16 protein-coding genes, 1 tRNA gene and 1 pseudogene are annotated in these 22,146 nt (G+C 42.2%); 8 read left to right on the top strand and 10 right to left on the bottom strand.

Annotated elements, in window-relative coordinates; genetic code table 11:
• The 7 genes and pseudogenes from NT010_05605 to NT010_05575 all read right to left on the bottom strand — a co-directional run bounded on the left by NT010_05605 (window position 1) and on the right by NT010_05575 (window position 4,179).
• On the bottom strand, window positions 1-153 hold the full coding sequence (locus NT010_05605) for a hypothetical protein (GenBank protein ID MCX5805531.1): 153 nt from the start codon (window positions 151-153) through the stop codon (window positions 1-3).
• A gap of 618 nt (window positions 154-771) precedes the next feature.
• Window positions 772-862 (bottom strand) — tRNA-Ser (locus NT010_05600).
• Window positions 855-1,301: pseudogene (gene tadA, locus NT010_05595) on the bottom strand (tRNA adenosine(34) deaminase TadA). The gene NT010_05600 and the pseudogene tadA overlap by 8 nt, the downstream one beginning before the upstream one ends.
• Before the next feature lie 79 nt (window positions 1,302-1,380).
• Window positions 1,381-2,154, bottom strand: coding sequence for an alpha/beta hydrolase (locus tag NT010_05590; GenBank protein MCX5805530.1), 774 nt, complete (start codon window positions 2,152-2,154; stop codon window positions 1,381-1,383).
• 11 nt (window positions 2,155-2,165) lie between these two features.
• Entirely contained in the window at window positions 2,166-3,305 is a 1,140-nt protein-coding gene (locus NT010_05585; protein MCX5805529.1) for a metallophosphoesterase, read from the bottom strand.
• An 85-nt stretch (window positions 3,306-3,390) separates the two neighbouring features.
• Complete coding sequence (locus tag NT010_05580; GenBank protein MCX5805528.1) at window positions 3,391-3,825, bottom strand: peptidylprolyl isomerase; 435 nt, start codon at window positions 3,823-3,825, stop codon at window positions 3,391-3,393.
• 72 nt (window positions 3,826-3,897) lie between these two features.
• Window positions 3,898-4,179, bottom strand: a complete 282-nt coding sequence (locus NT010_05575; GenBank protein MCX5805527.1) for an RNA-binding protein — start codon at window positions 4,177-4,179, stop codon at window positions 3,898-3,900.
• Window positions 4,180-4,558: 379 nt separating this feature from the next.
• On the opposite strand from NT010_05575, the gene NT010_05570 reads away from it, so the two are divergent.
• Together NT010_05570 and NT010_05565 are read left to right on the top strand one after the other, a co-directional pair.
• On the top strand, window positions 4,559-5,665 hold the full coding sequence (locus tag NT010_05570) for a nitronate monooxygenase (protein ID MCX5805526.1): 1,107 nt from the start codon (window positions 4,559-4,561) through the stop codon (window positions 5,663-5,665).
• A 117-nt stretch (window positions 5,666-5,782) separates the two neighbouring features.
• Complete coding sequence (locus NT010_05565) at window positions 5,783-6,109, top strand: hypothetical protein (protein ID MCX5805525.1); 327 nt, start codon at window positions 5,783-5,785, stop codon at window positions 6,107-6,109.
• A gap of 219 nt (window positions 6,110-6,328) precedes the next feature.
• Here the strand turns inward: NT010_05565 and NT010_05560 are convergent, their stop codons facing one another.
• The gene (locus NT010_05560; GenBank protein ID MCX5805524.1) at window positions 6,329-7,009 is read right to left on the bottom strand and encodes an acetate--CoA ligase family protein; all 681 of its coding nucleotides are present in this window, start codon (window positions 7,007-7,009) and stop codon (window positions 6,329-6,331) included.
• Window positions 7,003-8,370, bottom strand: coding sequence for a CoA-binding protein (locus tag NT010_05555; protein ID MCX5805523.1), 1,368 nt, complete (start codon window positions 8,368-8,370; stop codon window positions 7,003-7,005). Before NT010_05555 ends, NT010_05560 begins: the two co-directional genes overlap by 7 nt.
• Window positions 8,371-8,660: 290 nt before the next feature.
• On the opposite strand from NT010_05555, the gene NT010_05550 reads away from it, so the two are divergent.
• The 6 genes from NT010_05550 to NT010_05525 all read left to right on the top strand — a co-directional run bounded on the left by NT010_05550 (window position 8,661) and on the right by NT010_05525 (window position 20,594).
• Window positions 8,661-9,671 (top strand): D-glycerate dehydrogenase, encoded by a 1,011-nt coding sequence (locus NT010_05550; protein MCX5805522.1) that lies wholly within the window; start codon window positions 8,661-8,663, stop codon window positions 9,669-9,671.
• Window positions 9,672-10,556: 885 nt separating this feature from the next.
• Entirely contained in the window at window positions 10,557-12,407 is a 1,851-nt protein-coding gene (locus NT010_05545) for an FAD-binding protein (protein ID MCX5805521.1), read from the top strand.
• Between the two features lie 338 nt (window positions 12,408-12,745).
• Window positions 12,746-13,864, top strand: a complete 1,119-nt coding sequence (locus tag NT010_05540) for a glutamate synthase-related protein (GenBank protein MCX5805520.1) — start codon at window positions 12,746-12,748, stop codon at window positions 13,862-13,864.
• Window positions 13,861-15,342, top strand: a complete 1,482-nt coding sequence (locus tag NT010_05535) for a glutamate synthase-related protein (GenBank protein ID MCX5805519.1) — start codon at window positions 13,861-13,863, stop codon at window positions 15,340-15,342. The genes NT010_05540 and NT010_05535 overlap by 4 nt, the downstream gene beginning before the upstream one ends.
• A gap of 17 nt (window positions 15,343-15,359) precedes the next feature.
• Window positions 15,360-17,981 carry a glutamate synthase gene (locus NT010_05530; GenBank protein ID MCX5805518.1) on the top strand — a complete coding sequence of 874 codons (2,622 nt, stop codon included), beginning with the start codon at window positions 15,360-15,362 and terminating at the stop codon, window positions 17,979-17,981.
• A gap of 27 nt (window positions 17,982-18,008) precedes the next feature.
• Entirely contained in the window at window positions 18,009-20,594 is a 2,586-nt protein-coding gene (locus NT010_05525) for a PEP/pyruvate-binding domain-containing protein (protein MCX5805517.1), read from the top strand.
• 4 nt (window positions 20,595-20,598) lie between these two features.
• On the opposite strand, the gene NT010_05520 is transcribed toward NT010_05525, so the two are convergent.
• A complete protein-coding gene (locus NT010_05520; GenBank protein MCX5805516.1) occupies window positions 20,599-22,137 on the bottom strand; it encodes a sigma 54-interacting transcriptional regulator in 1,539 nt (512 codons plus the stop codon).
• Window positions 22,138-22,146: the final 9 nt, after the last annotated feature.

Here is a 22,146-nt window from a genome sequence, read left to right as displayed (position 1 = left end):
TTAACCATAACCAAGTACCCCATATGGATAACTGTCCCATTTTGATTCAAAACTGAAATTTGTTAATGAAAATTCAGTATGACCGGTACCAACAAAGGTCAAAGAGATAAACATTATTGCTATAAATATAAATCCAATTGAACGCTTCCCCATAAGAACAACCTCCTCTTTTGTCATTCTCTGGTAACCCGACTGTCTGGCTTGAGACCCTTATGTTTTCCGTCCCTACCGTCACCAGTGGTTTTGCTTTATCATAATTATTTTACATTATATTACAATTATAATTTATTGTCTGGAGGATATCTACGACAGTTTGTGTAGGAAAAGTTAGATTAATGCCAGTCAGGGTAATACCACATACTTTGCTGTTAACTTTCACTCCGGTGTGGCATCTATGGCTTTCTGGTAGACTTGACGTTGTTCATCAGGAGGGAGAGAAGCAAGAGGACGTAAGTGTGTTTCAGGGATTCCGTTTTTCACTTTAGTGCAAATATTTCTTTCTGTTTTCGCTGCCTATAATCTGCATAGTATCCTTTTTTATATTATCATCCGTTAACTTATTATGATTTATGGTTAGCAATATCATGTAGTTACAATGCTCTTGCCGGTAATGCGGTAATGTTAACTGTGTGATTATGTGATTCTATCCGGCAATTATTCGGTATCATGAACTTAATAAAATACAGGATAAAATCTTCTATCTGTCGGATGTCTATCGATTTATAGGGCTTATTATGCTTATAACTTATTGATATCATGGGATTTATAAAGCGGAGAGGGTGGGATTCGAACCCACGGTACGCTTACAAGGCGTACAGCCGATTTCGAGTCGGCCCCGTTATGGCCACTTCGGTACCTCTCCTTGCCTGAAAGAATTCTTTCAACAATGCTTTGCACTTCTTCTCCAAAACACCGCCCTGGACTTCGAACTTGTGGTTAAGAGGAAGTTTGTTTACATCAATTAAGGAGCCAAGAGCTCCTCTCTTCACATCGTAACAACCGAAAACAACTCTCTTTATTCTTGCCTCGATGATTGCACCTGCACACATAATGCAAGGCTCTTTTGAAACAAAAAGTGTACAACCCGTTAATCTAAAATTACCGAGCACTTTTGCTGCCATATCCATTACAAGTGTTTCAGCATGGGCAAGCGGCGAGTTTTTATGTACGGTCAGATTATGTGCTTTGGCTATCACTTGATTATCCTGGGATGCTATAACCGCTCCGACAGGCACTTCGCCCGACATGAAGGCAGCCATAGCTTCATCCAGACAAATCTTCATATAGTATTCATCATCCACGGCTTAAGTATATCCGTGATTGTCCATAAAATCAATCAAATGTGACGAAAAACCGGCGCAGCTTGCCTTCCAAAAAAATCTAAACACCAAAAACAAACCACCGTAATGCTTCATAATACTCATCAAACCCGACAGACATGATGTCATTATGGTCGGCACCGGATATCAATACAAGACGTTTTTTGTCTGTCCCGACATGTCTGTATATGGTTTCGGCCTCCCTCGGCGAGACAAGAACATCCTCTTCCCCATGAATAATAAGGGTAGGAAGAGTTATATTTCCGACTATGCTGAGACATTCTTCATCTATACCCTCATAATCAGCTCCGTATAACGGCAGACCGAGATGCATTAGAATCCTTAAAATATTTGCAAAACCACTCTCTATAATGAGGCCTCTTATCTGATCTTCGTAATGATATGCAAGTTCAATGGCAGATAAGCTGCCTAAAGACCTTCCCATGATCCATAAGCCGGCATTGGAATCTCTGTTCTTCAGCTCTTCCCTTACTGTTTTAAAAATTATATGGGCATCCTTAAAAAGATCGGCCAGTGAAGGTGTTCCATTGCTTGAACCATAGCCACGATAATCAGCCACAATAAGATTAATGCCATTCTTTATATAAAAATGGGATACATGGTCATAATCACTGATTATTTCTCCGTTGCCATGAAAAAATAATATCCATGGCCATTCATTGTCTCCCACATAAAACCTGCACGAAACAAAAACACTATCTTCGACAGGCACAGATACATCAAATGCATTGGCCGGACAGTCAGTATGCCCACTGCGTGGATAAAAAATATACCAGAGCACCGGTGAGTTATCAATTATCGAATAATCAGCCATATTGCACCTCATCAATTTGATGCATATACAAGTTCAATCACAGTTATTTCAGGCGGCGCCAGGAAACGAATCGGCGGTCCCCACGTGCCTGAACCCCTGCTGACGTACAGGTATGAAAAGTCAGAGAGTTTAAAAAAACCATTATACATGGGAAAAAACAGTTTGGTAATAAAATTGAAAGGAAAAATCTGTCCTTTATGCGTATGCCCGGAAAGCTGCAAATTAAACAGGCCTATAGCTGCCCGATCTACTATAGGTTTATGCTTAAGCAGAACAGTGAACAGACCTTTAGGGAGGCCGGAAAGCAATACATTATCAGATATTTCCACGTATTTAAATGGCATTCTAACAGCATCATCAACCCCGGCAATGTTGATAATTCCTCCGGCAATTACACTTCTTCCTCTGAGAACTATAAAACCAGCCTTTCTCATGAATTCAAGCGACTCTTCGATACCTGCGTAAAATTCATGATTGCCCGTAACAGCATACTTACCATAGGGAGGGTTAATGCTTTTTAAAGGATCTATGAGGCCATCGAGATGGTCTATCTGTCCATCAACAATATCCCCTGTTGATACAAGTATATCGGGTTTTATTCTTCTGATTTCAGCAGTAATTTTCTCCAGACTTCCTTGCCGGACAATAAGTCCGAGATGAATATCGGAAATCTGTACTATTTTCAATTTTTTTATCTCTTCAGGTATTTTGTCCGTTTTTATTACCAATCGTTCAGTTTTTATTTGTCCTGCCTCATAGTACCCGTAAACAACAATAGACAATGAACATATTAGAGGCACAACAAAAAAACATTTATATGCATGAAGCACGTGTGAAAAATTTATTTTTAATATTCGTCCCGGAACATAGATACATAGCCTGCAAAAATCAATAAAAAGGGAAAGGGGAAAAAACAGAAACAAGACTGCCATCCAGATATACCCTGTATATGCCATAAACCTTGCAAAATATTCATAACCGGCCTTTTCAGATAATCTCACAATCACAGGGGCAAAGACCATTGCAGTCATAAATACAGCGAAGAAAATGCCGGTTTTTATGCCAAAACGGTAGACATATCTTGTTTTCAGACATACATAAAAGTGCATCAGGCTGTATAAAAGAAAAAAAAGGACGAGTATTAAACTCATATAGGTAAATAAAATATCAGCAAAATAGCAGATACACAAGACATACTGATAGGTTTAGAATTTAAGGGGATATGATCTTTGAATTTTATTCCGAAATCACCTCTACAAGCTTAAGTTCAAAAATAAGTTCTTTTCCTGCAAGCTGGTGGTTCATGTCAAGTGTTACACCTGTTTCGTTGACATCGGTTACCGTAACCTTAATCATTTCTCCTTCCGGTGAACGGATCTTAAGCACCATTCCAACTTTAGGAGTAATATTATCAGGTATTCGCGCCGTTTCAATAACACCTACAAGGTCATCCCTGTGTGGACCATAGGCATCTTCCGGCGGGATTGAAATAACCTTTGCATCCCCTTCTTTCATCCCGATTATACCATTTTCAAATCCTGGGATTATTACCCCATGTCCTATCTTAAACTCCAGGGGTTGTCTATCCAGTGATGAATCAAAGACAGTGCCATCTTTTAATGACCCTGTATAATGCACCCTTACAAGGTCATTTGTTTTTGCCTGTCTCATTAATTTCACCTCCTGCGATCCATGCCCCTGTAAAACAATTTGGAAATCTATTAAACGAATAAATTTCCTGAATCAGTATCTCCTGCCGAAACCGCCTCCCCTTCCGCCTCTTGGTTTTTCTCTCTGGGGGCGCGCTTCTTCAACGGTAATTGAGCGTCCCATGAACTGTGTACCGCCTAAGTCTTTTTTTGCCTTTTCTGCTTCTATCTGTGTTCCCATTTCGACAAAACCAAAACCCTTACCTTCAATTATTTTGACTTCTTTTACCTCTCCACAACCTGAAAATAGCTCCTTAAGCTGTTCGCTGGTTACCGAATAACTAAGATTTCCAACATAAAGTTTGCCACCCTGCATTTTATCCTCCTGATATTATTTTTATGCTCCTTGTGGAGATAGAAGCAGGGAAGCACATCTACTCCATATCGAAACATGTGACATAGATTCATGCCCAAGCCATTTGATTATCATAAATTAATTGTTATTAAAAAGAAAGCCTTTTATATGAATCCTTCAAAATACGTATGGATACAACAATTAAAATATATTATAGATAAACCGCTGCATCTCCTGAATAAATTATCAAGCTTGTGCATATTTTTTTGCAATATCTTATCATTATATGATAAAGTACAAAGTTGTGTTCTTAAACGTTGCTACCTACATTCATAAGTTCAAGACAGGAAAAATGTATAGACTAATTTACTGCAACAAACGTTATTAGGAAAAGGAGCGGATGGAAAATAACAATATAAGACAGACATTGCCGTCATTAAAAATAAAAGGTAAAACCATAACATCACCTATAATCCAGGGTGGAATGGGAGTGGGTGTATCACTTGCGCCCCTTGCAAGTGCAGTTGCCAGGGAAGGTGGCATAGGCATTATCTCAAGCGCTGCCCTCGATAGACTTGTCTCTAGAAGAACCGGTAAGACCATGAATACATACGAAGCCGCTTATGAAGAAATATCACTTGCAAAATCAACATCAGGTTTTGTCGGTATTAATATCATGGTTGCCCTTCAGCAAGATTATGAAGCTTCTGTTACAGGAGCCATTGATGCACATGCAGATGTAATTATTTCCGGTGCAGGTCTCCCTCTTAATCTCCCGGTCATCAAGGATCCTGGGGACACTGCTCTTATACCTATTGTGTCGTCTGCAAGGGCCCTTGAATTAATATGTAAAAAATGGGAAAGGGTGGGCTATAGACCTGACGCTGTCGTCCTTGAAGGGCCGCTTGCAGGAGGGCATCTCGGGTTCAGATTTGACCAGTTAGGTCTTGAATCAAACAGATTGGAAAATCTATTTCCCTCTGTCAAAGAGGCAGCCATGCAACATGGTGGATTTCCTGTCATAGTCGCAGGTGGTATCTATACACATGATGATATTGTAAAGTTTATAAGGATGGGTGCGGACGGGGTACAGATGGGTACACGCTTTCTTGTGACAGATGAAAGCAGCGCAACGCAGGCATACAAACAGGCTGTTATTGAAGCAACAAAAGAGGATATACTCATAGCAGAAAAACCCGGCTCCCCCTGTGGCTTACCTTTTGTAGTTATAAAGAGTTCCCCCATGTTCCTTTCCACACTTAATGGAAAGAGAAAACCTAAGTGTGATAAAGGATATGTACTTACCAGAGATAAAAACGGCCAATATACACAATGTAATGCACAAACAGATAATAAAGGATATTTCTGCATATGCAATGGCCTTCTCAGTTCAGCAGGTGACTGTCCCCAGGAAGAACCGCTCTACACAGTGGGTCTGAATGGTTATAGGATTGACAAAACTACAAACGTAAAGGAATTAATGGATGAGTTAAAGGGCATTAAGTAAATGTATAAGTTATGAGTGAAAAGTTGGAAAGATGGTGGATTTCAATAATTGTGTTGTTTGTGGCTAAACCTTCCATTTATGTTGTAATTCAAAATTTTTTTTAAAAGTTTCAAAGATATGCATGATATTATTAATGATATAAGTACATGGTCTATTCTTAAATGGGTTATTATTGTCCTGCTTGCAGGTTTTATCGGCCAGTTCGGCAAAAGTATGGCCCAGGCAGTCATGGCAAAAATCCGCCTTACCAGGGTAAAAAAGCAGGAAGCCAAAGACATCAGTTTACCCCGAGCGACTGAATCCGAGATAGAAGCCCCTGATCACATCAAAAAAAATATTTATGAGGCGCCTGTTCCAAACACAGGAATCCCTGATAAAAAAAGCCTGAAAACCTTATCCAAACAGGAGAAAAAAGCGGCTAAGCTGGCCAAAAAAGGGAGCTGACAACGGCCATCACATAGTTGCTTAGCAAAAGTTCAAAAAGCAAAAACGCGAGCATAAACCAGCTCACACCGTGGGCGAGAGGGGGGGGCTCCGACAGCTTTGCTGGTGGAGGAGGCGACGCAAGCCCCGGTAAATGAAGCCACCTTAAGCGTAATGAGCGTGTTTGTTGAGGACAGCACGACACCGATACTTATCTTAATAAAAAATATGGGATTAACATTATGACTTTGTGAGCATGATCCGTGCATCTGCGACGACACATCGGGAAGCATTGCATATAACAGGGTTCAGATCTACTGATTCCACCTCTTTCTCAAATTCCATGATGAGACTTGAAAACGCCAGGAGCATCCTTTTGAGTTCATCAACATTCACTCCTTCGGATCCCCTGTATCCTTCTAAAAGCGGTCTTGCCGTAAGGCACATCATCATAGATTCCGTATCATGCTCGCGGAGCGGCGCCATCCTGAGCGTTACATCTTTATATATCTCGACAGCCGTACCTCCCATACCAAGGAGGATAACGGGTCCGAACTGTTTATCCATCTTCATTCCTACAATCATCTCAATGCCTTTAAGTACTTCTTCGACAATAATACCTTGAAACCCTTTGATTTTGCCCATCTCTGCGAAGACCTCTCCAAGTCTTTTATCGTCCGGTATGCCCAAAACAACCCCTGAAGCATCCGATTTATGGATAATATCGGGTGAAACCACCTTTGCCACAACAGGATATTTGATCTCATCGGCAAACCGTATTGCCTCAGCTACATCCGCTGTAAAGAGGAAACGCGGTACATCCACACCCGCAAGACGAAGCAAACCCTTTGCCTGCGGCTCCATGACCCAGCCCCGTTCTTTCGCCTCAGATAATATTTCCCGGATATTGTCTCTCAACATGATTTGTACCTCCTCATGGCTTCAGCCATGTGCACCGCGTCTTCTATGGAATCAGCAACGGGAATCTTATTCAGCATGAAACCTTCAACAAGCATCCTGTATTTATCCACATGAGGCACGTAAGCAACGATAGGCTTCCCCTCCTGCTGGTAAAGAAGACTTATTTGTGCTCCCAGATCCATCGTTATCCTGGGCAGGTAAGGGAGTAGAAGTACAATAATGCATTCTATGCCGTCGTTTCTGCTTACTGAACGTACTACTTCCATAAAATCACTGTCTGTTGCACTGCCTGTAAGATCGATAGGATTGGCAAATGAAGAAATTTCCTGAATAGTGGGCGACACAAGGCTATGAAGCTCCGCCTGGGCAGACGGGCTCAAAACAGGTACTGAAAGTCCATGTAAAAAGCATGCATCGGTTGCCAGGGCACCGTGACCGCCGCTACCCGTAATAATTGCAACTTTTCCCTGAATTGACCTTTGATAACAGCTTAATGACTCGGCAAAGGCAACCATCTCAAACTCATCCTTTGCTTCTACCACTCCATATTGTGTCATAATGGAAGAAAAGACTTCATAATCGCCGGCGATAGATGCTGTATGACTTTTCACAGCCGTCGTTCCTCTGGGGGTTTTGCCGGATTTGAGGACAATCACTGGTTTTCCACATTCTGAAGCGGCAACAACAAACTCACGACCTTCGTTTTCACCGAATCCTTCCAGATAAAAACCAATCACATCCGTTTCAGGATCGTCCTTGAAATATCTCAGCATATCCAGTTCTTTTATCATTGCTTTATTGCCTATGCTCACTGCCAGAGACACACCAACCCCTTCAGCAGCACACTTGACCATATGATCCACGAGAATACCTCCGCTCTGGCTTACCATGGCAACTCTTCCCCGTTCCGGTATCACCAGCCTCTCGCCTTGTATGAAGAAAGTGTCCATATGGCCAGAGGCAAAGATTCCAAGACAGTTAGGCCCTATAAACGGGAAATCCCCCTCTTTTGCTATTGAGACTGTCCTATTCTGCAAATCCATAGCTCCTGTTTCAGCAAACCCGCCGGAGATAATCACGGCGCCTCCTGCCTTTGCTTCGATACAGTCTGAAATTATTGAGGGGACGATCTCCGCTTTTGTGGCAATAATTACCAAATCTATATTTGCCGGGACATCCTGCAACCTCCTGTATACGGTTTCACCCCTGATGGCACCACCTTTTCCGTTAACAGCAAAGACCTTGATGGGGTAACGAAGACGGTTTTTGTTATATACAACATTTGCCGGATTTGACTCGTTGGTGAGAGAAACACCCACCACTGCCATTGTTTCGGGTTTGAATAACCGTTTGAGATTCACAGTACCTCCTTATTCGTCAAAAATTCTATCCATTTATTATGGTATTCAGTGCAGTATGTGATGCGGATCGCCAACCTTACCTTCTACACCATAACCATAGGAAATTGTAATCCTTTGGAATAAAGAATACAAATAGTTTTCTGAATATTGTCCAGAGAAAATTTACCGGGATAAGATGGGGAGTCTTTTGAATATATTTCTTTGTTTTATGGGTAGAGGTACCGATAAAATAGTTCTTTATGCGTTGATGATAAAAGCAGGTTATTATATATTAAATTTAAGGAGGTGCTATGAAACCTAAAGTATATATTACGAGGAAAATCCCTGAACAAGGTATCAAACTTATAGCTGAATTTTGTGACATTTTCATTCAGCCAGGCGGAGAACCACCGGATGAAAAAGAAATTATCAGAAATGTCGGAAACAAGGATGCAATTCTATGTCTGCTTTCGGACAGGATTAATAAAAATATCATAAATGCTGCCCCGGTGCTGAAGGTAATCAGCACAATGAGTGCAGGTTTTGAGCATATAGACGTGAGTGAAGCTACAAATCAAGGTATATATATAGGTTATACCCCGGGTGTCCTTACTGATGCAACTGCCGATCTTGCCTTTACCCTCCTGCTGAGTGTATCCAGAAGAATAGTAGAGGCAGACAGATTTGTCCGCGAAATTAACTGGAAAATTGCCTGGTCGCCTGAATTACTGCTTGGGCAAAGTGTCCGGGGATGCACAATCGGGATTATAGGTCTTGGAAGAATAGGCAAGGGGATGGCAAAGAGGGCTCAGGGTTTCAATATGAATGTTATTTACAACAGCACAACCAGACTTTCATCCGAAGAGGAAAAGGAACTGGGTGTTGAATACAGGTCTCTTGACGACCTACTTATAGAATCGGACTTCGTTAGCCTGCACATCCCCCTTACAAAAGAAACGTATCATATAATAGATGAAAAACGACTCGGATTAATGAAAACGGACGCCATTCTGATTAATACATCGAGAGGATCTGTGATAAATGAGGCAGCACTTATAAAAGTTTTAAAAGAAAACCGGATTGCCGGAGCAGGTCTTGATGTGTTTGAAAAAGAACCTCTTGATGCAGATAATCCCCTTCTTAAGATGAACAATGTCATACTCCTGCCTCATATAGGTAGTGCGAATAAGAAAACACGGGGAAAAATGTCGGAAATTGCCGCCGACAATTTGCTGGCAGTATTAAAGGGGCAGCAGCCGCTTTTCTGGCTTAACCCCGAAGTAGAAAAGATAAAATCTTTGACGGATATGAAAATGATCTAATGTAAGTCAGCCTTCATTTTATTTATAGAATTTTGGATATAATTTCTTTGCGCACTCCGGGCAAATACTATGACTAAATTCTGCATCGGAGTGGTCTGCTATATACTGTTCAATTTGTTCCCATTAACCCTTGTCATTACGTATTTTATTACAGCACAGATTTAGGAAGTAAATAGCTCAAAGCTTTTATTTTAGCGAATCCATCCTCACCTCAAGTTCAGAAATAAGCCTCTCCCTTCCCGCAAAGATGCTTCCGATTCCTTTAACTTTTCATAACGTTTTCGTGCTACTTCTCAGTATTTATTACGTTTAAAGTACAGTTTGGGTTTGTACGTCAATTTCATATCCATTATCCTTAACAATGAAACAATTATACAGTCAAAATAATTATGTCAAGCACCTAGGGATTTCTTAAGCAAAGACGAAAGCGCCATGGTAAAATAAGGAACGGTCATCGTCCGCTTTAATATTGATGGTATACTGGCTTATTCATGTAACTTTCGTAAAATCAAATTCTGCATTGAAGCGCAGATAAAAAGAAACGCAAGGTTATTTTTGTTACTATACGACGCTCATAAAGAACAATTATGTGTTATTAATATCCGGGAAATGACAATATTGTAACATCATGGTTATTACTAATGCTCTGTATTGTCACCAGAAATTTAATTTTCTATAAAATAAATCCCTTTGTTATTCCTTTTATAGATTGTTTTATAGATTGTTTATTCATTAGAGTAAGACTATTGGCATTCATTTTGCTATATAATAATGTTCGTACTGCTGTATAATAATGTTCGTAACATTAATTTATCATTTTGCTGTATAATAATGTTCGTAACATTAATTTACCATTAATATAGTAACGGAAGAGAGATGCAAAATATGGAACTGGCAGAAGAATTCAAAAAAATAGCGGGCGATATAAAGATTATCGACAAAGAAGAAGAAAAAGAAATGTACAGCCATGATATAGGCGATGTTCCTACGATCATGACCAAAACATTTTTTCAAATACAACCTGATTTTGTCGTCCAGCCTAAAAGCGTTGATGAGATAAAGAAAGTGCTGGAATTTGCTAATGAGAAGAAAGTGCCGGTTATTCCGAGAGGTGCCGCATCATGGGGATTCGGGGGTGTAATTCCGACAAATGCGGGCATAGTCATTGATCTATCACCGTTTAGAAAAATCCTCTATCTCAACAACGCACAAAAAACCATAACTGTGGAAGCAGGGGCAAGATGGAGCGATATTGACATTCTGGCTAAAAAAGAAGACTTGTGCCTTATGACATATCCGTCAAGCAAGTTTTCCACGGTTGCCGGTTGGATTGCCACGGGCGGTTACGGCATCAATAGTTTTCGCTATGGCCACTTAGCCAACCAGATAGTATCAATGACAGTTATAACACCGTCCGGCGAATCCAAAAAGATTACCCCCAATGATCCGGAGTTTGAGTACTTCGTTTCCACAGAAGGTGAATTTGGAATTATTGTTGAAGTAAACCTTAAATTACGTGATGTTCCACAGGCCTCCTATCCACATCTGTTTTATTTTGAAAGGGACAGAGATGCTTTCCTGTTCATTCAAAAATTCATCAAATCAGGGCAGGCAGGCGATCTGAAACCCAATGTAATCCGTTTTCTTGATGAAAATCACATTAATGACATCAATGAAATCATGCATTCGAAGGTATTTAAAAAGAGTGCAGGAGTGTTAATAGAATTCAGTAGCCCTGAAGAAGATAATAAGTTTTTGTCAATTATAGAGCCAGGTGATTACGTCGAAGAAGCGCCTCGCTATGTTGCCAGTTATTTATGGAATGAGCGGCTTTTCGGCATGAAGACAAAACGCCTCGGTCCGACAATTCTGGCCAGCGAAAGTATTATACCCATAGATTCGGCTGCGGGATTTATTGAAAAAGCAAAAAACCTGGGTGCTAATTTTGGCGTGGAAATATTCATTGATTCTTACATCATTGATTCCAAAATGGCTCTGATCATGACCAATTTCCTTTGCGATTCAAGGAAGTTTAAATATTACATTGACTTGCCCTTGACAATGATGCTTACCAAAACAGCAATCTCCATGGGAGCAGAACCATATGGATTGGGTATTTGGAATGCGGGGTTTATCAATTATCTGTATAAAAGTGAAAAGAAGCAAGAACTTCTGGCCTACAAAGCAAAAGTTGATCCGAATAATATCATGAATCCAGGCAAGTTTTTTGGAATTAAATCAAAGTTCTTCAATATTCCGGCTGTTGTTTTCCGTCCATCCATTTTCAGTTTTTCCATAGAGATATTGATTCTGCTGTCACCTGTGATCGGGAAAATTGCAACACTGCTTCTGGGCAAATTGAAGAAAGTCGACAGTCTCAATTTTGAGCTTACTACTCATGCCTGCGCCAAGTGTGGAAACTGTATTGCAGTTTGTCCGGCATATCTTGTCACCGGAAATGAAGAAATGACCGCAAAAGGAAAGATTGCTCTGGCTAAAAAGCTCATTGAAGGCCGGCCGGTAACTAAAGAAGAAGCTGAAAGTGTGTTTATGTGCATGCATTGCAAGGCCTGCGAGGAGATTTGTCAAACTAATCTCGAACTGATGCTGCTCTGGGATGCACTGGAAAAAAGAATCGAGGGAACATTTGGCCGACCCGAAGAAAAAATCAATGAATTTCTTAAACGGGTTGATGACAGCAAGGATTACTGGGAGATGGTGGATAGAAATAACTGAACCATAGATTGTAATGAATAAGAGAAAAGGTGAATTAAAAGATTATGCCAAAGAAATATCACATTCACACTAAAGTAACGCCGCTTAATCTGGATTACGTTTTCAAATTCAGTATTAAACGGGGAGAAAACTGCATCAACTGCGGCAAGTGCACTAAAGTGTGTATTTATGAAGCACATAAACGGGGGAAAGGCGGCGATCCGCGCAAAATGGCTGACCCGAACACTGTGGTCTGCAGAAACTGCTTCCGATGTATTCAGGAATGCCCTCGGGGAGCGCTGGAAAAATCTCTGGATAAGGATTTTTTAAATATCGGCGGTTCCTACTGGAAGTCCGATATGTTTATAACTTTATGGAAACAGTCTGAGGACGGCAAGGTTCCTGTTACCGGTGCCGGCTACCGTGGCCCCTTTACCGGACCGGGGTTTGACAGCATGTGGACCGACATGTCGGAAATTGTCCGCCCGACACGCGACGGAATTCATGGACGGGAATACATCAGCACATCCGTTGAACTGGGACGAAAACTCAATCACCTGACGTTTGACGAAAATGGCAAATTGCTTTCGAAAATTCATAATACCATTGATATTCCTATTCCCATCATCTTTGATTTCCCTCAAGTAAATTTTAGTCCGAATGTAAAAATCGCCATAACCAGAGCAGCTGCGGAGTTGAATACTTTTGTCGTATTGTCCGCGGATGATATTACGGCAGATATAAAGAAACACATAAAAAACATCATCCCGTTAATTTCCTACAAAGAGATTGACAAGCATCAGGCATTGATCAAGAGTATTAGAATGGTGGCGATTGATTATGACGATGAAGTTTTAAGCACTTTACCTGCACTGCAGGATAAAATTAAGAAAATAAATGATGTGCTTACTATCGTTCGAGTTCCCGCAACAAAGGTCGTTGAAACCACTGTTTCCAGGCTGGCGCAAAATGGCGCGGAAATCATCCACGTCGTGGCCGATTATCGCGGCATGGAAAATAATGAAACTCCTGCTGAAAACCGGCGGCTGGCCAAGGATATTATCCGAGCCGTACATCTGAAACTGGTTGAGGAAAGAATTCGCGATGAGGTTACAATTATTTTCTCTGGCGGAATAGCCATGGCCGAGCATGTGCCGAAGGCAATGCTCTGCGGTGCGGATTTGACTGCGATAGATTTACCGCTGCTTATTGCACTGGGCGCCAGGTTGTATGAAGAACCGGAAAAGATTATACTGTTCCCTGAAGGATTGGAAAAAATTACTAAGCGAATTGTAACGCAAAGAATTATCAACCTCATTGGCGCATGGCATTCTCAGCTTCTTGAGGTTATGGGCGCAATGGGCATCCGTGAAGCGCGTCGTCTGCGCGGTGAAACCGGAAGAGCCATCTTCTTTGAAGAAATTGATAATGACACTTTTGGAAAACTATTTAAAAAAAGAGAAACTGCAAACCTATGAAACCACCAACTGTAATAATTAAAAAAATGCCGTCTCGATTCAAACACCAGGTGCCCAAATACAAAGTCACCAGATCCGACGCCTGCATTAACTGTGGCACTTGTGCCAAATCATGCCCTTACGGAGTGCACGAAAGACTGGAAGGGCACAATAAAACGAGTGCGCCCATAGACTATAGGTGTATTGGCTTTGAATGCAAAAATAACGATTTTTATTGCGTTAATAAATGTCCGCGCGGCGCATTGACTATATCGCTTAATCCAATGTATGAAACGTTGGGTGACTACCGATGGACAGCGGATATGATTACCGGAACTTGGATAATGGCGGAAACAGGATATCCACCAGCGCGAAAGGATTTGGAATATAATACCGGCAATTCCGGCGGCGGGTTCGACAAACTGCGTCTCAAATTTCCCTCCGGAAGGCCGAAAATTGATAAGTTCGAAATATCAACGGAAATTCCCTTAAACAGAAGAAATGACGGCCGTGCCAATATCATCATTTCCACACCTGTCTATGGAGGGGGAATGTCCTTTGGTTCGGTAAGTCTGCCCACCATGGTTTCCAAGGCACGTAACGCCGCCATATGGAATACCTTTACCTGCACCGGCGAGGGAGGTTACCCGGAGTTGCTGCAACCTTATAATGACCACGTCATCACTCAGGTGGCTACAGGTTTGTTCGGAGTGCGCGAAGAAACGATACAACGGGTAAAAATTGTGGAATTTAAATACGCACAGGGCGCTAAACCTGGCCTTGGCGGTCATCTACTGGGTGAAAAAAATACGGAAAGCGTTGCCCGGATGCGGGAAGCGGTCAAAGGCACCTCCTTGTTTTCACCTTTCCCATTTCATTCGGTGTATTCCATCGAAGATCACAAGAAACATATTGACTGGATCAAGGGAATCAATCCCCATGCGCTTATTTCCGTCAAGGTTTCGACACCCAATGACGTGGATATGGTTGCGGTCGGTTCTTATTATGCCGGCGCCCATATAATACATATCGACGGTGGATATGGCGGCACAGGCGCAGCGCCGGATATTGCCAAAAAAAACATCGCTATGCCCATAGAATATGCAATAACTAAAGTTCACAACTTCTTAAAGGATGAAGGAGCCAGGGATGCAATGACACTTATTGCCTCAGGCGGCATACGAACTGCTCATGATCTGGCCAAAGCCATTTGCCTGGGTGCTGATGGCGCAGTTATCGGCACAGCAGAACTGGTTTCTTTGGAATGTGTCCGCTGTGGAAACTGCGAATCTGGACGCGGCTGTGCCCGCGGTATCGCCTCCACGGATTCTGAGCTCGCTGATTTGTTTAATGAAGAATGGGCAACACAGCGTTTGACAAATATGTATCACGCCTGGAATGTCCAGCTTGTGGAAATACTGCAGAAGTTCGGGATGAAGAGTGTAAGAGAACTTGTAGGCAGGACGGATTTGTTGGAACATATAGATTACAGTAAATAAAGCGGAGCTTGCTAATAATGGACAATGTTGAAAGAATAATCATATCACGCGCTGAAATTTGCAGGCAGACACCGCCTTTGAGTTTAAACACTGAAGAAGAAGGCGGCTGCGGCGTAACAGGATTTATATGTTCTATTCCTGTAACGGGAAAGAACATCTTCGAGCCGTCAGTCCAAATGCACAACAGAGGCAACGGGAAAGGTGGAGGCATCGGAGCTGTCGGGTTTATTCCCGAAGCGATGGGTGTATCCAAACAAGTGCTTCAAGATGATTACATGTTACATATCGCTCTTTTGGATGTAAGCGTTTGTACTGAAATAGAAAATCAATACATCAAACCGTACTTTAAAATAGATAAGTCGGAAAAGCTCGCCACCATTAATGATCATCGCAGTATCGGTCTGGATGTACGGCCTCCGGATGTAATGCGCTATTTTGTGCGCGTTAAGGATGATGTCCTCGATAAGTTCATTTCCGATAACAAATTTTCTTCCATGGACCGGCGTGACGCCGAGGATGAGTTTGTCTATCAGAATAGTTTTAAGATTAACACCCACTATTACGCGTCTCTTGGTGAGAAAAAGGCTTTTGTCATGTCGCATGGCAGGAATATGATGATCCTGAAAATCGTAGGATATGCGGAAAACGTTGTCAAATACTATAAACTGGAAGACTTCAAAGCTCATGTATGGCTGGCTCACCAGCGCTATCCGACGCGCGGACGTGTCTGGCACCCGGGCGGATGCCATCCGTTCAGCGCGCTAAATGAAGCACTGGTGCATAACGGCGACTTTGCCAATTATCAGGCTGTTAATGAATATCTCAAACAGCGCAACTATTACCCTCTGTTTCTGACAGATACAGAAGAAGCAGCGCTGTTGCTGGATTTATGGAGCAGAGTATATAAATATCCGTTGGAATATCTTATTGAAGCCATGGCGCCGACTTCTGAAATGGACTTTGATATGCTGCCTGCTGAAAAAAAGGTGCTGTATAAAGCCATTCAAACCCATCATGTAGGCGCATCACCTGATGGACCGTGGTTTTTTATCATAGCGAGAAACGATATTGAAAACGATCAGTTTCAGCTCATCGGTATTACCGATACCGCCATGCTGCGTCCGCAGGTTTTCGCCCTGCAGGAGGGAGAAGTCCAGGTTGGTCTCATTTGTTCGGAAAAACAGGCCATTGATGCGACTTTAATCTCTCTGGAGCGGGAAGATTCTCGCTTCGGGCCTATTGCCGATAAATATTGGAATGCCCGCGGCGGTAGCTATACAGATGGCGGCTCATTTATTTTTAGCCTGAAAGATACCGCGGAGGGTATGAAACTAATTTGTACCGATAAATTCGGCAAGGTGATTAAAACTCCAAAAGGCAAAACCACCTGTGATTTAGCTAAAAAGATAACGGCTACAGAAGAATACAAGTCCATATCAGATAAGCTTGCTGCTTTGTTTGCCGAAAGTGATTATTCAGCCGCTGTCAATAAATTGTTTACATATGTAAAGGATAACATGGGCAACTTTAATCCCGATAAGCTCATGTTTTGCGTTGAAGCAATCAAGGGCTATTCCCTGAAAAATGATGATTGCAAGCAAGCAGCCATCAGCGCGTTAGCTCTTTTGAATGATCGTAGATTCAATACTGATTCGATAAAAAGAAGTTCGTTACAGCATGTTCTGAAATTAACGCTGGATGAGATTTTCGACACATCGCCAATGATCACCGAAATATCAAATTCACGGTTTGTTCGGATTAATTTTGCCAGCCGTGACCAGCTTCGCACGCCAAAGGACAATGAGAAAGTCCTTATTGTTGATGCCGAACAGTTTGAACCTGAAGGCGATAAGTGCGATGCCGTAATGATTGTAAAGGCCTTTAAACTTGGCTGGAAGCATTTCATTATTTATAAATATCGCGGCCAGAGGTTTACCGGTTGTGGTTTTGGCCCAGCCACAAAAGATGTGAGAATTGATATTTATGGGGCGTCGGGCGATTATATCGCTTCCGGTATTGACGGAATGGAAATTTATATTCACGGCAATGCTCAGGATCAACTCTGCCAGATTATGAAAGAGGGAAAACTCGTGGTATTCGGCGATGTCGGCCAGACATTTATGTACGGGGCCAAAGGAGGCGACGCTTATATAATGGGTAACGCGGCGGGCAGGCCTTTAATTAACGCTGTGGGAAGGCCACGGGTGGTTATAAATGGAACGGCGCTGGATTATCTTGCCGAATCCTTTATGGCCGGCGATCCGCTCAATGGCGGTGGTTTTGTAATTCTCAACGGCATCGGTTTTGACGATGAGGACGGTTCGGTTTGTGAATACGATACACCCTATCCCGGTTCGAATATATTTTCTCTGGCTTCCGGCGGCGCGATTTATGTCCGAGATCCGCACGAAAAACTTGTTGATGAACAACTCAATGGGGGAGAGTTTGTCGAGATTACAAATGCGGATTGGAATCTGATAGAACCTTATCTGGAAGAAAACGAAAGACTTTTCGGTATTGCTATAGAAAGGCTTCTCACGGTTGACGGAAATAAAAAAACTCCGAAGGAAGTCTACCGAAAAATAAGGCCTCTAAAAGCAGCTGATATCCAAGAAGAAGATGATGGTTTAGAAGAGTAATGTGAATATTAATATCATAGTGATTTTATGATTTCGATATCCAGTGTCAGCACAGGCATTAAAGGATTGGACAAAACTCTTAATTACCTGCAAATGGGTGATAATGTTGTCTTTCAGGTCGAAGATATTGAAGACTACAAAAAATTTGTCAATCCCTACGTAGAAAATGCCTTGGAAAAAGGGCGGCGTATTGTTTATATGCGCTTCGCTAAACACCCGCCAATCATAGAGGCCAGCGGCAAAGTAGCAATTTACAAACTCAACGCCGATATCGGTTTTGAATCCTTTTCCACGCAGGTTCATTATATCATCCGGCAGGAAGGACGTGATGTTTTTTATGTGTTCGATTGCCTGTCGGATCTGCTTCTGACCTGGGCTACCGATCTGATGATCGGCAACTTCTTTGTGATTACCTGCCCCTATCTTTTCGAGTTAAACACTGTCGCTTATTTTTCCATCCTGCGTAACCGACATTCTTTTAAAACAATCGCCCGCATAAGAGAAACTACACAGGTACTGCTGGATGTTTATAATTATCAGGGTACATTTTGTGTCCACCCTATTAAAGCTTGGCAGCGTTATTCCCCGACGATGTTTCTTCCGCACATTATGGAAGAAGACGAATTTGTCCCCATCCTGAACAGCGTTGATGCCTCGAATTTATTTTCCTATCTTAATCAGGCAAGCGCCACCGGTGCCGAAAGAAATCTGGACTATTGGGACCGCATATTCATGGAGGCAAAATATATACTGGAAAATTCAAAGAGCATGTCGGAAAAACAACAAATGGTGGAACAACTCTCCCGCGTGTTGATCGGCAAGGAAAGAAGAATGCTGTCCCTGGTAAAAGAATATTTTACGCTGGAAGATCTTATCGAAATCAAAGATCGGCTTATAGGAACTGGTTTCATCGGCGGTAAATCCGCGGGCATGCTGCTGGCACGCAATATTCTGCGCAAAGACCCTTCTGTAAAATGGTCGGAGCATCTGGAAATGCACGACTCGTTTTATATAGGTTCTGATATCTTTTATTCCTTCATCGTTCAAAACGGCTTGTGGAGAACGCTGATGTCCCATAAAACAAAGGAAAGCTATTTTGAGAGCGCACGGGATTTGAAAGACAAAATGTTAAAAGGGGTTTTCCCGGAAGAAATTCGGGAACGTTTTCAATTAATGCTTGAATATTATGGACAGTCGCCGATCATTGTGCGCTCCAGCAGTCTTCTGGAAGACGCTTTTGGCAATGCTTTTGCCGGAAAATACGAAAGTTATTTCTGTGCCAATCAGGGGACACCGGAGGAACGTTATGAAAAGTTCGAGGAAGCGGTTAGAAAAATCTTTGCCAGCACAATGAATATAGACGCCCTCACTTACCGTATGCAGAGGGGGTTGGACCAACAGGATGAACAAATGGCCCTGCTGGTGCAGCGGGTTTCCGGTTCTTACCGCAAATACTATTTCTTTCCCGAGCTGGCCGGTGTCGGTTTGTCTTATAATACCTTTGTCTGGCAAAAAGGCATGGATCCCAAAGCTGGAATGCTCAGGCTTGTTTTCGGATTGGGTACAAGAGCCGTAAACCGCATGGAAAATGATTATCCACGTATCGTAGCTCTGGATAATCCCTTGGTTAAACCCTACGCCAAACCGGAAGATACAGGACGTTTTTCCCAGCATTATGTTGATGCTTTAAATCTGGAGGAAAATATTTTTCAATCCTTATCATTTACTGAGGTGCTCAATAAAGATCTGGGAGCGCGCATAAACCTTATAGGCACCCGTGATATTGATGCTAGTGAGCGGATGAACGCTTTAGGCAAAAACATGGATGTGTGGATACTTACCTTTGACGAGCTGCTTTCGTCAACGGAATTCCCCGATCTTATGTCCAGGATGCTCAAACGGTTGGAATCAATTTATAAATATCCGGTAGATATTGAATTTACAGCAAACTTCAACGCGGATGGGAAAATGCAAATCAATCTGCTGCAATGCCGGCCTTTTCAGACGAAAGGTCACCATAAACGTGTGAAGATTCCCGATAAGATCGAGAAAAATAAAATATTGTTGAAGCAGGAAGGCAACTTTATGGGAGGCAGTGTTTACGAGAATATTTCGCTAATCATTTACATTGACCCACAAGGTTATTCCAAACTCCAGCTTTCGGAAAAATATAGTGTTGCCCGATTGGTGGGAAAAATCAACAAGACTATTGGTAATCGAGATAAAATGCCGACAATTCTTTTCGGTCCCGGCCGCTGGGGTACAACAACACCGGCAATGGGCGTGCCGGTTACTTTTTCCGAAATCAATAATATAGCGGCCATTGCGGAAATAGCGTATACAGAAGGAAGTTTGATTCCCGATCTGTCTTTCGGCACCCATTTTTTTCAGGATATGGTAGAGATGAACATCTTTTACATGGCTATCTATCCGGAACAGGAAAAAGTTATCTTCAATATGCTCACAATGGAATCAACGAGCAATCTCCTGGAAGAGTTTGCGCCGGAGGATCGCCAATATGTTGATGTCGTTCGCATCTACGATGTTCGGGAAAAGAATTTAATATTACTTTCCGATATTGTGGCGCAGGAAATGGTCTGCTACTTCGATTAAAAATCTACTCAGCTTTTTTGACATCTTTACTCTTTTTGCGGAACAAATTCGGATCAATCCCCAGTTTTTTAATTTTATACTGAATGATTCGTTTGGTAGTTCCCAGTATTTTCGAGGCTTTGGCTTGATTTCCCCCTGTAACTTCGAGAGTATCAACAATTAAAGATCTTTCCTGAGCTTCCACAACATAAGATAGTTTGTCGTATTCCTTATTTTCCACTTTTGTTTCTGTTACATGCAAAGATGGCGGCAAATGTGAAATTTCAATTGTATCGCTATTGGATAAAAGAATGGCACGTTCAATACAATTTTCCAGCTCCCGCACATTGCCCGGCCATTTATGAGACAAGAATGCTTCTATTGCCGCTGTAGAAATTTTTTTAACTTTTTTGCCCATTTCCTTACTGTGCTTTAAAACAAAATGATCCGCCAAAAGTATAATATCACTGCCTCTTTCGCGCAGAGGCGGCAGATATATGGGAAAAACATTCAATCGGTAGAACAAATCGGCACGAAAACGTTCTGCCACAATATCCTGTTCCAGATCTCTGTTGGTTGCGGCGATAATGCGAACATTAACATTAACAACTCTTGAAGAACCCAAAGGCTGGAATCTTTTTTCCTGCAAAACCCGCAAAAGCTTTACTTGGGCAGCAGCGGAAAGCTCTCCAACTTCATCCAAAAAAATTGTGCCACCGTCGGCCTCTTCAAAACGTCCGCGCTGCCGCCGTAGCGCACCGGTAAAAGCTCCTCTCTCATGACCGAACAATTCGCTTTCAATCAGAGTATCAGGAATTGCCGCGCAATTGACCTGCATTAAAGGCGCTCTTTGCCGTGGAGAGTTCATGTGGATTGCTTGAGCGATCAGTTCCTTGCCCGTCCCGGTTTCTCCGGTTATTAAAACAGTTGTTTTGGAATCTGCTACCTGAGCGATCAAACCGAATACTTCCTGCATTGGTTTGGAACGACCTACAATATGTATCGAAGGTGCTTGTGTGTTGCCGACAATTTTTCTCAGCCGCCTGTTTTCCTCTTCCAAAGCTCTGATGTGCACGAATTTGGCTGTTAATTCCGCAATCGAGGAAAGCATCGCCAGTTCTTTATCCAGACTTTCCACTTCACGCGCGACCTTGTCGGCGGATAAAACGCCTACAACATGGTCGTCATACATAATAGGAACACAAAGAAAGGCCAGTTCAGATCTGTTTAAGTGACGCCGGGCGCCTGTGCGGTCTAAAAAATGAGTGGCATGCCCCAGATTAGCCACCGCAATCGGACGTCCTGTCTGGGCGACTTCTCCGGTAATACCTTCCCCGGGCTTGTATGTCACATCCATTCCTTCAATATTTACATCATGTGCAATATCCAGCCAAACTTCATTTTTGTCACGGTCAAATAGAGATATCATTCCCCTCTGCATTCCAAGACGTAAACTCATTTCTTGCAGAACTTGCTCTAACTCATCACGCAAATCCGTAGGTTGGGCTAATATTTTAGCTATCGCGTGCAAAGCGGCCAGTTCTTCATAACTATGAATACTCAATTTGCGCTC

This window comes from Pseudomonadota bacterium (assembly GCA_026388275.1).
Taxonomy (GTDB): Bacteria; Desulfobacterota; Syntrophorhabdia; order Syntrophorhabdales; family Syntrophorhabdaceae; genus JAPLKB01.
This window is presented reverse-complemented; position numbering and strand designations above follow the sequence as displayed.